This is a genomic window from Deltaproteobacteria bacterium RBG_16_64_85 (assembly GCA_001798885.1).
Classification (GTDB): domain Bacteria; phylum Desulfobacterota; class Deferrimicrobia; order Deferrimicrobiales; family Deferrimicrobiaceae; genus FEB-35.
In genome coordinates, this window is the sequence record MGQW01000064.1 from 1 (window position 1) to 9,931 (window position 9,931).

Genomic DNA, 9,931 nt, shown 5'->3' on the forward strand with positions numbered 1-9,931 from the left:
GGAAGCTCTACGAGCTCTTCGCCGCCTATCCGTCCGGAGCTGGATATTCCGCCGGCTCGGGGGCGATCTTCGACCTCTCTTCGAATGCACTTCGTCCAGCCGGGTGGACTTCCGCCGACGCCGCCGGGTTGCCGATCTTCCCGGGGCTCGTCCGTTACGACGAGGTGCTGGAGGGGAAAGTCATCCGCCATGCGTTGCGCTTCACGGCCGCGAGGACACGTCGTGCCTACGTTTATCCGGCCCGGCACTTCGCCAGCGCGAGCACCGACCCGTCGTTGCCTCCGATGGGGATGCGCGTTCGCCTGAAGGCCGGGATCGACATCTCGGGGTTCCCGCCGGGCGCCCGCGTGGTCCTCCAGGCGCTGAAGACCTATGGAATGATCTTGGCCGACAACGGGGGAAACTGGTTCCTGTCGGGGGCACCCGACTCCCGGTGGAACGATGACGAAATGAACGCCCTGAAGCGTCTGACCGGGAACGAATTCGAAGTGGTCAAGATGGGCCCGCTGACCACGTTGTAGGTGCCACGCGGAAGGACGGGTCGGAGATCGACTCCCCCTTGCAGAGGGGACATCGGCCCGGCGCCTTGAGCCGCTCCCGTTTCCGGAACACGAACCCGCACCCCCGGCACTCGGCGGGAACCTGCGTCAGGCGGCGTCCTTCGGCGCGAAGGCTTTTTTGAAGGTGTTCCAGGTGGTTTTCGATCTCCTTTTCCGGCCTTCGGATGGAGAAGGAGATCTCTTTTGCGCTATGGGGGCTTTCCTCGAGAAGAGCGCGGATCTGGCGCCTTACCGTTTCCCTGTCCTCGGCGGGTGTTGAAGGCGACTTGGAAATCATGGATAACATTATAGGTGAAAAAAGACGGAGGAGTTTGTCGAATGCCGATAAAAGCCTGGAAAAAGCTTTCGGAATCGATCGTCTTCAGGAACCCTTGGTGGACGTATAAGCGGGACGCTTTCGAGCTGCCGTCGGGAAAATCCGGCGAGTACCATTACGTCCATACGAACGGTTCTTCCATGGTCATCCCGATTCTGGAGGATGGAACCATGGTGCTGGTGAACCAGTATCGCTACCTGCTGAACAAGGAGAGCCTGGAATTTCCCTGCGGGAGCGTGAAAGAAGGCTCAACGCACGATGAGACGGCGCGGCAGGAACTTGCGGAAGAGACCGGATATTCCGCGAAGAGCCTGGTCTTGGCCGGGGAGTTCAATCCCTACAACGGTGTTACCGACGAGATGTGCCGCGTATACGTTGCGAGGGAGTTGCAGTATATCGGGGGAATGCCGGATGAAACGGAGGAGTTCGAGATCGTTCGGGCGACGCCTGCCGAAATCGATGCACACATCGGCGCAGGCGCCATTTGGGACGGCATGACGATCGCCGCATGGTCGATCGCGAAGTCCGGCACCCCCCTGCGGCTAACCCGCGGCGTCCCGCGTTTTTAACGCTGAATCGAGGTCGGCGGGCACCGGCGTGTTCAGCCGTTGGATAGGGTGGGCAGCTTTAGCGGCGTTCCCTGTAATCACGGTATCCGTCACGTCGATCGTCGTAACGCCTGTCCTCGGGATATCCCCTGTCGTGCCGATAGCCTCTGCCATGCCAATCGTCCATATAATAGGGGCAGAAGCAGCCGGACAGCATCGGCGTCATAAAAATAAAGGTCAAGAAAACCAGCAAGGTTTTTCTCATTTTCTCGCTCCCTTAACCCTGTTCTGCAATCCGAGGTATGAAACCCTTTTGCGACTCCTTCATTAGAACGAGGGGGGGACTGGATTATTCACCAAGGGAAGGGAGAGGAGTGAAGAAACGGAAGGGGGCGTAGGGTCCTGGCCCCCTTCCGCGGTGAGCCGTTACTTGCGGCCCCACTGGCCATCGTCGGCCTGGACCGCCCAGCCGGTCTGGGCCTTGTCCCTCCATTGCTTCGCGAAGATCTGCCGGACCTGGGACACCTGCTCCGGCTTCAGGTTGAGGGCTTTCGCCACCTCTTCGTAGAGTTGGCGGCGGGCGGCGTTGTCGGCGTCGACGAGTCTCTTCAGGGACGCCACCTGCGGCAAACCCAGGCCGCTGGTCCCACGGACCTCCAGGAAACCGTCCTTTGTGATTCCCACCTGGCCCTGCTGATAGTAGGGGAGCAACTCCTGGTGCCTCTGGCCGATCTGTTCCTTCAACCCGCGGATGGCCGCGTTGCTCACGGTTGTGGCTTCCTGGGCGAACGCCTCCGCGGGCCCGAAGCGGGCAAGCCGGGCAATGCTGTGGAAAATGCCTCGCTCGTTCAACGACTGCGGCTTTTCCGTTGGCTCCTGCTTGGGGATTTCCTTCTTTTCCTGGTAGACCTCATCCACGATCTTCTCGGCTGTCTTCTCCACCTTGGCGGCGGGGAAGTAAATATTTACCGTGACGCACCCTACGATGAGCGCGAGAACCGTGAGGACAGAAAAAGAATAGCGATGCGCGGATCGTTCCATGCCATCCCCCTTTCGTTGTTGGATAAATGCACCCGTCTCATTTGGAACGTTCGCTGGTCACACGTTTCGCACGGTCCAGCATATCCGAAAAACCGATGCGGTTGTCCGGGTTGGCGTTGATCACGTTGATCCCGCCAAAAAAACTCCTCTTCACCAGATACTCTACACCATCTTCATGGATGAGCCCCCGAACGGTGAAGACGTCGTTTTTCAGGCCGCATTCGAAACCGATCTTCTCGTAGGTGAAATCCTTGAAAAACGTTGTCATCAGGGAGGCCCCCAAGCCGCTCAACCCGGAGCCCGTGCTCACCAAGGAGATGGAGTTCACCGCCTTGAGGCTCACATTCTGGGTCACCCCTTTCGCGGGTACCGACTCCATTGTGAGATGAAACGCGACCGGCTGGCCGTAAGCGACCCGCAAACCCTCCACGGAACCGGAGAGGCGCCCGGTGATCCGGCCGACGCCCAAGGCCGCGGAAAGTCGTTCCAGGTCAACCCGGCTTACGTTCACGTCGGCGCCGATTTCCCGGCCCGCGCCGAAGGGCCGTTCCACCGTCACGTGTCGGACGTCCAACCGGCCGCCGAACAGATCGCCGGTCAGCTCTCCGTCGGCGGTCATCCGTTCCCGGCCGATGGCAACGGGATCGAGGAGGCCTCCCAGGTGTCCCTCCAGCATGGAGTTCTCTCCGGCGACCCGGGCGAGGTCGAGACCGTCCAGTTGCGCCGCCAGGGTGATGCGGAAGCCCGGGGAAAGCGGTTCGTCCACCTGGATCCGCCGCAGGGACAGTTTGGCTCCGAACAGGGACGCATCGATCGTTCCCCCGAGGTAGAGGTGGTTGGGTACCAGGACTGCGGGCATCTCCAAGGGCCCCAGTTCCTGTCCGGCAAGGCGAAGTTTCTTTAAGCTCAACCGGCCCCACTTTGCCGCGTCGGACGGTCTGGAGTGGCCTGGATTCGCGTCTCCCAGGGAGTAGGCGATCGGGAGGTCGAGGTCGAGCCCGGAGAGGAGCGGCGGCTCCGCCCCCCGTCGGACATCGCCCGAGCGCAGCCGGAGCGTCCCCGCCAGATCGACCGCTTGCACGGAGCCGGAGAAGGCCATGTCGAGCTCGGCGGCCCCATCCATCTCCAGTCCTGCCAGATCGCGCTGCTTTGCTGCCAGCGGGTCCCTCAGGAATGTCCGGAAGATGGCCCCAAGCCGCGCATCGCTTAATACGAGGTGCCCCTGGTGGCGCCATTTTCCTCCTGCATGGCGCGCCTTCCCCTCGATTTTCAGGCGACCGAACCCCGCCGAACCGCCTTCCAGCACAAGGTCCTTGTACTCTTCGGGGCTCACTCGCGTTCCCCACGCGTGGAGGTCCATAGGATCCTTGGCAAGGTCGGCGTACACCGTGCCCCAGAGGGCCTCGCCCTGGCGCAGGACCAGGTCGGCTTTCATCCGGGGCTGTGGGACAAGCAGCGCCTCGAGGTCGACTCTGCCGGCGAGTTTCTGACCCATCACGTCGCCGGCGGGCGAGGTGAAGCCGATCTGTGCGAGCGTCGCCGTGGCCGATACCCGGGAGCCGCCCACCGCGGGTTCGAGCTGGGCGGCGACGTCGATTGCGCCCGTGGGCGACCAGCCCTTCCATTCCTGTCCGCTCAGCACGCGTGCGAGGGATACCAGGTTGTCCGCCGGCAGACTCGCCCCTTTCAGGCGGCCGCTTAAGCTCCCTCCGCGGAAGGCAAGCTTACCCATCAAGTGGCCGAGGGAATCGGATTGGATGTCCACGTCTTCCACGCGATAGGAATGATCGGCCAGCCTGGAAGACCCCCTAAGTTCCAACGTTCCCAGGGGCAGGGGCCGGTCTTCGTAGATCACCTCGCCCGCTCCGACCGAAAGATTCCAGCCTGGCAACGTGGGAGCGGGGAATTCACCGGACAACGGCACATCGAATCGAAACATGCGCACCATTAGCGGTGGCCGCTCGAAATACCCCGTTCCCTGCAGCCGCCCGGACAGACTGGCCTTGCCGGGAAGCCACCCCTGGAGCGGGCTCTCCGCCAGCAAGGATCCCCCGAAGCGGCAACCAAGCCCTGCGTTCGGCCACAAAAACTGCAGATCCCGGGGGAGGAGTTCCAGGGCCAGCACGCGTGCCGTCCCGTTGGCGTAGAGGCGGAAGGCGAAGGGGAGCCTGCCCGTGAGATCCATGCCCGTCAGACTGCCGGGCAAGAGAGGGGCCAGAACGGTTTTCACCCGTTCGACCCGGGGGATCTCCCCGTCCACGGTACCGGACATCTCTTCCAGGGTGGAGCCGCTAAGCTGCCCCCTTGCCAGGAGCAGGCCTCCGATGTCGAGCTCGCGCATCTCCAGGCGAGGTTCCTTTCCCTCCAGCGTGGAACTTGCCGCCGCGTTCAGGCGGATCGGGCCCAGGTTCTCCGTCTTTTGCGGACCCAGGCTCACGTGCCCCTGCGTCAGGGTCAAGGTCAGCTCCAAGGCCTGGAAACGAATCGGAGTCACCCGCAACCGGGTCTGGCCGAAAACGTCGCCGGTGAGTCCCGGCAGCATCAGGCGGGCCGACGCCAGTTCCAGGTCGGCTTCGATAGCTGGGCCGGGCGTCACATGTCCCCTGGCGGATAGTTTTCCCTCGGCGAGGGAACTGTCCTTCCGGCGGAAGGTCAGCTCCCCGTACCCGCTGAAAGCGCGGATGCCCCCTTCCCCCGGGATCAGGCTCAAACGGACCCCGTCGGCCGCGAGATCGCCTTGGGGCAAGGCCACGCGCAGCCGGGCGTCCGTCAGCGACAAGTCCTCGATGTCGAACAACCGGGTGAGCGGCGTCAGGTCGGGTGGGCCCTTTGTCTCCCGGGGCCGCGGGCGCTCGAAGGCAAGTCCCCTGGCTTCCACGTGCCGCAGCCACGGACCTCCACGGAAGAAGCGGCGAGGGATCAGCTCGAACCGCAGGTGGTCCAGGCGCAGGAGGTCGCCCTCTCGAGGAGGACCCGCGATCGCGAGGCCCGAAAGTTCAAGGGCCGGTGGGGTGAGCGATAGTCTGAGGCCGGCCAGGGAAGCCGTTCCGCCCCGCGGAGTCAGTGCCCGCTGCACCCATGGGCGGACCAGCTGGGGCCGGTAGACGGCCAACGCCACGGCCAGCGCGGCGACCCCCAGAAGGGCCGCCAATCCCGCGCCACACCAGAGGGCCATGCGTCTCAGGGTCACTGAACTCCCCACGATGCTTCACCTGAATTATGCGCTTATATTAAGGAGGGATGGAGAGATGAAAAAGGGGGTCATCCGCCCCCAATTCCTGTCGGGCACCCAATTGGAGAGGTATCAGGGGGGCAAGTCAGCCCGAGAGGTAAAGGGCAGTCGCGTCATGACCCCCCGGCGTGTTGCCGTGACGTAGGTTCCGGAGCATTGGCCTCGGCATCGGCTGCTGCCTGCCGGGGCCGGTGGTCAATCGTCGTGGCCACGCCCGCGCTTGTCCACCTTCCCATGTTCCTTGCGGTCGTGACGATCGCCGTGCCGGCCATTATCGTCGTATTTCTGGGAATGTTCCTTCTTCCACTGTCCGTACGGGATATGTTTTGCCTTTTTGTAGCGGACTCGGTAATCCTTCGGAACCCGGATGACCTCGACCGGGACGGCGCGGCGCTCTACCGCCGCCCAGGAACCGTTGTAGGCCCGGGAGCGGTACCACCGGTCACCCCGAGGCGACCACCAGAACCCTGCATGAAAAAAGAGATTCACACCGGGATCGGGGACGAAATAGACTCCGGCTCCGGGGATCAGGACGACCTCGGGGGGTTCCGCCACGATCACCGGCGGGGGGCCGATGTTGAGGTTGACGTTGATTTCCGCCGGTGCGGAACCCGGCAGGCTGGAAAGAAAAAGGACTGCGAGGACCGCGGAAACGCCCACCGATACAAAACGTTCTTTCATATGCACCTCCTTGCTGCTCTCGATCTGCACGAGAAGATTTCCATTATCAACATGCGCCGAATGCCCGGCGTATACATATATATCGACTCGTATAGGCGACAACTTTAACAATGGCAAAAGATGAACCCAGTTTGAATGGACGCATGACCCAGGAATCACGGTTCCTGTTCTTCGATCTTGCCGGGCCCGGCTGCGCAAGGCGCTGTTGGAATACTGCAGGCAGGACACCTTGGGCCTCGTCCGGCTGCTGGGGAAGATGCGGTCCATTTCTCCATTTTCATCGTCCGTATTTCGTCTTGACAGCCTCCCACCCCGCTCCCTATCTTTAACCCTACGCCATCCCGGGGATCAGACCACCGTTGACTGAAGGGGCCAGGGTCCAGGTTCTTGGCCTATTTAAAAAGGGGGTAGGGATTGCCCATCGGACAAGGTGTTCGTTATGTAAAGAATCAACAGCACCCAAAGGAGGAAAAGGAGGAAGGAGCGATGCGAAAACGGTCACTGGTTGGTGTTTGTGTCCTTGTGGGGTTTCTGACGTTCATCCCTTCCGGCTGGGTTCAGGCCCAGACGATCAAGATCGGGATTAACGCCGAGCTCACCGGCGATATCCCCAAGGTGGGGGAGGGCACGAAGTTCGCGGCCCAGATGTGGCTCGAGGACGTCAAAGCCGCCGGGGGGCTTACGGTGGGGGGGAAGAAGTTCCCCGTCGCGCTGATCATCGAGGACAACGAATCCAAGGCGGAATCCGCCGTGAAGGCCGCCACCAAGATGATCACCGAGGACGAGGTTCTCGTCCTCGTGGGGCCGCAGGCCTCCAAGCAGGCGGTGCCCGCGGGCGGGATCGCGAACAACTACAAGACGCCGATGATCACCCCGTGGTCCACCAATCCCGACAGCACCAAGAACCGGCCCTACGTGTTCCGCGCCTGCTTCCTCGATCCCTTCCAGGGCCCGGTGCTGGCCAATTTCATCACGACGGAGTTCAAATTCACCAAGGCCGCGGTCCTGTACGACGTGGCGAGCGACTACCCCAAGGGACTGGCCGAATTCTTCAAGAAGGCGTGGGAAGGCCTCCATGGCCCCGGGTCCGTCGTGGCCTACGAGAGCTTCACCACCAAGGACACCGACTTCAGCTCCCAGCTGACGAAGATCAAAAATTCCGGCGCGCAGGTCCTCTTCACCCCCCAGTACTATAACGAGGTGGCCCTGATCGTGCAGCAGGCCCATCAGCTGGGGTGGAAAAACCCGATCGTTGGAAGCGACAGCTGGGGCTCGGCCGAGACGGTCAACCTCTGCGGCAAGGACTGCTACGGGCTCTTCTTCAGCACCCACTATGCCGCTGCCGGGGCGACGGGAGCGACCAAGGCATTCATCGACAGGTACAAGGCGAAGCACGGCTACGTTCCCGACGACGTGGCCGCGCTCACCTGGGACGCCATGCAGCTCGTTCAGAAGGCGATTCAAGATACCGGGGGGCTCACGGGAGACCTGAAGAAGGACCGGGACAACGTCCGCACCGCGATGGGCCGGATCAAGAAATTCAAGGGGATCACCGGCGAGATGACGTTCACCGGGGGAGGCGACCCGAGCAAGTGCGCCGTCATCGTCCGGATCAGCGACAAGGGCCAGTTCGAGTTCTACAAGTCCGCCTGTCCGTAAGGAGAGGCAGCCCGGGGAGGGGCGATTGCGGGATCGCAGTCGTCCGGCGAAGGGATTCGAATCGATGAAAAGGCGGGCCGGGACCTGGGTCCCGAGCCCGCCTTTCTTGAGTACACGAGCAGCGAACCGATGGTGATTTTCCTCCAGAACCTGGTCAACGCCCTCCAGTGGGGGAGCTTCTACGCCCTCATCGCCCTGGGATACTCCATGGTGTACAGCATCCTCATGCTCTTCAACTTCGCGCACGGCGATATCTTCATGGTCGGGTCGTACATCGGCTTCGGGGTGTCCATGGCCCTCATCGCCCTTGCCTCCTGGGGCGTCGTCGCCGTGCCCAACTGGCTGATCCTCGTGCTGACCATCCTCTTCTCCATGTTCCTGACCTCGTTCGTCGGCATGATCGTGGAGCGGGTGGGATATCGGCCCTTGCGGGACGCGCCGCGGGCCTCGGCTGCGATCACGGGATTGATGATCGGCATCATATTGGAAACCGGCAACCTGGCCCTGCTGGGAGCCCGGCGGATCAGTTTCCCTTCCCTGATCGCGACCACGACCTATGACGTGGGCGGCGTATTCGTCACCAACAAGAAGATCATGATCGTTCTCGTGTCGTTGCTCCTTGCCCTTGCCCTGCACCAGTTCGTCCGGAGAACGAAGTGGGGGATGGCGATTCGGGCGATGGCCTTCGACTCCGCCGTCGTGCCCCTGATGGGGGTGCCGCTCAACACCATGATCGCCCTCACCTTCGCGCTGGGGTCCGCGCTGGCCGCCGCCGCGGGGATCCTCTTCGGCGTCGCCTACCCCGTATTGGACCCGTATATGGGGATTCTGTTCGGCTGGAAGGCGTTCGTCGCCGCCATCCTGGGGGGAAGGGGGTCCGTCATGGGAGCCACGCTCGCCGGTTTCCTTCTGGGGTTCACCGAAATCTTCGTGGCCATGATCTTCCCCTCGACGCTGCGCGACCTGATCGCTTACTCGATCATTCTGCTGATCCTGACGTTTCGTCCTCACGGCTTCTTCGGGGAGCCGTACAGCGCGCGGTTGAGGCTTTAGACGTCCAGTGCCATGGAAAATGGAAGCGGGGGGAGGTCGGAACGGGTGGGGTTGTTGAATCGGAATATCCTTGTGCCGTTTTCCCGGGTCCCGCTGCTCGGTTGGTTTTTCGGCGCCCTGGTCGCGGTTACGCTGGAACGCCTCGCGGGCACTCCTCTCGCACAGGTCCTGGGATTGCAAAAAATACCGGTCTTGTTCGGTCTCTCCGTTATGCTCAAGAATCCCGTCCTGATCCCCAACGTGATCCTTTACACGCTGCTCATCTACATCGTGCCCATGGCTGTCGCTACGCGGCTTAGCATCTCCCTGACGAACGGAATCGCCGCTTCGCTTTTCCGGTTCCCGATGGCGATCACCGCGGCCGTTCACCTTGCCTTGCTTTACGCCATCTTGCATCTCTGGGCGGGAATCAGCGACTACCGTGTCCTCGTGCTTCGCTTGACCCTGATCGCCGTCATGCTCACCTTGAGCTTGAATGTGATCAACGGCTACATGGGCGAGTTCTCGTGTTCCCACCCCGGGTTCATGGCCCTCGGCGCCTATTGCGCCTCGGTGTTGACCATCGGCCTGTTCGTCGATGCTCAACTCGTTGGAGTCGCTTCCCTCCCTCCTGCCCTTGGACCGTTCCTGTTTCCCGTAGCCCTGATCCTGGGCGGATGTGTCGCATCCATCGGGGCCCTGTTCGTCGCGATTCCTTCCTTTCGGACGAGGGGCGACTATCTGGCCATCATCTCCCTCGCATTCATGTTCATCGTCAAGAGTCTGATCGAGAACCTGGAATTCGTCCGCGGGCCGCGGGGCTTGAGCGGGCAGCCGGATTGGGCCGACCTGCCCACCGTGT

7 protein-coding genes and 2 pseudogenes are annotated in these 9,931 nt (G+C 62.2%); 6 read left to right on the top strand and 3 right to left on the bottom strand.

Translation table 11 applies throughout. The features are described 5' to 3' along the window. Positions 1 to 521, top strand: a pseudogene (locus tag A2Z13_10090) (hypothetical protein). A 357-nt stretch (positions 522 to 878) separates the two neighbouring features. Then, entirely contained in the window at positions 879 to 1,445 is a 567-nt protein-coding gene (locus tag A2Z13_10095; protein ID OGP77602.1) for a hypothetical protein, read from the top strand. A 405-nt stretch (positions 1,446 to 1,850) separates the two neighbouring features. Here the strand turns inward: A2Z13_10095 and A2Z13_10100 are convergent, their stop codons facing one another. Then, on the bottom strand, positions 1,851 to 2,465 hold the full coding sequence (locus A2Z13_10100) for a hypothetical protein (GenBank protein ID OGP77603.1): 615 nt from the start codon (positions 2,463 to 2,465) through the stop codon (positions 1,851 to 1,853). 37 nt (positions 2,466 to 2,502) lie between these two features. Continuing rightward, a complete protein-coding gene (locus tag A2Z13_10105; protein ID OGP77604.1) occupies positions 2,503 to 5,640 on the bottom strand; it encodes a hypothetical protein in 3,138 nt (1,045 codons plus the stop codon). Between A2Z13_10105 and A2Z13_10110 the strand changes: the two genes are divergently transcribed. Next, entirely contained in the window at positions 5,639 to 5,842 is a 204-nt protein-coding gene (locus A2Z13_10110; GenBank protein OGP77605.1) for a hypothetical protein, read from the top strand. The genes A2Z13_10105 and A2Z13_10110 overlap by 2 nt on opposite strands. Before the next feature lie 50 nt (positions 5,843 to 5,892). Here the strand turns inward: A2Z13_10110 and A2Z13_10115 are convergent, their stop codons facing one another. Then, positions 5,893 to 6,378 carry a hypothetical protein gene (locus tag A2Z13_10115; protein ID OGP77608.1) on the bottom strand — a complete coding sequence of 162 codons (486 nt, stop codon included), beginning with the start codon at positions 6,376 to 6,378 and terminating at the stop codon, positions 5,893 to 5,895. 486 nt (positions 6,379 to 6,864) lie between these two features. On the opposite strand from A2Z13_10115, the gene A2Z13_10120 reads away from it, so the two are divergent. From A2Z13_10120 to A2Z13_10130, 3 genes and pseudogenes are all read left to right on the top strand, one after another. After that, a complete protein-coding gene (locus tag A2Z13_10120; GenBank protein ID OGP77606.1) occupies positions 6,865 to 8,037 on the top strand; it encodes a branched-chain amino acid ABC transporter substrate-binding protein in 1,173 nt (390 codons plus the stop codon). A gap of 129 nt (positions 8,038 to 8,166) precedes the next feature. Beyond that, a complete protein-coding gene (locus A2Z13_10125) occupies positions 8,167 to 9,090 on the top strand; it encodes an ABC transporter permease (protein OGP77607.1) in 924 nt (307 codons plus the stop codon). A gap of 45 nt (positions 9,091 to 9,135) precedes the next feature. After that, positions 9,136 to 9,931, top strand: a pseudogene (locus A2Z13_10130) (ABC transporter permease).

What these genes read in the sequence shown, in the direction of transcription:
- A2Z13_10095 (OGP77602.1), top strand. Translation starts at nt 879, where the DNA reads ATGCCGATAAAAGCCTGGAAAAAGCTTTCGGAATCGATCGTCTTCAGG.
- A2Z13_10100 (OGP77603.1), bottom strand. Translation starts at nt 2,465, where the DNA reads ATGGAACGATCCGCGCATCGCTATTCTTTTTCTGTCCTCACGGTTCTC.
- A2Z13_10110 (OGP77605.1), top strand. Translation starts at nt 5,639, where the DNA reads ATGCGTCTCAGGGTCACTGAACTCCCCACGATGCTTCACCTGAATTAT.
- A2Z13_10105 (OGP77604.1), bottom strand. Translation starts at nt 5,640, where the DNA reads ATGGCCCTCTGGTGTGGCGCGGGATTGGCGGCCCTTCTGGGGGTCGCC.
- A2Z13_10115 (OGP77608.1), bottom strand. Translation starts at nt 6,378, where the DNA reads ATGAAAGAACGTTTTGTATCGGTGGGCGTTTCCGCGGTCCTCGCAGTC.
- A2Z13_10120 (OGP77606.1), top strand. Translation starts at nt 6,865, where the DNA reads ATGCGAAAACGGTCACTGGTTGGTGTTTGTGTCCTTGTGGGGTTTCTG.
- A2Z13_10125 (OGP77607.1), top strand. Translation starts at nt 8,167, where the DNA reads ATGGTGATTTTCCTCCAGAACCTGGTCAACGCCCTCCAGTGGGGGAGC.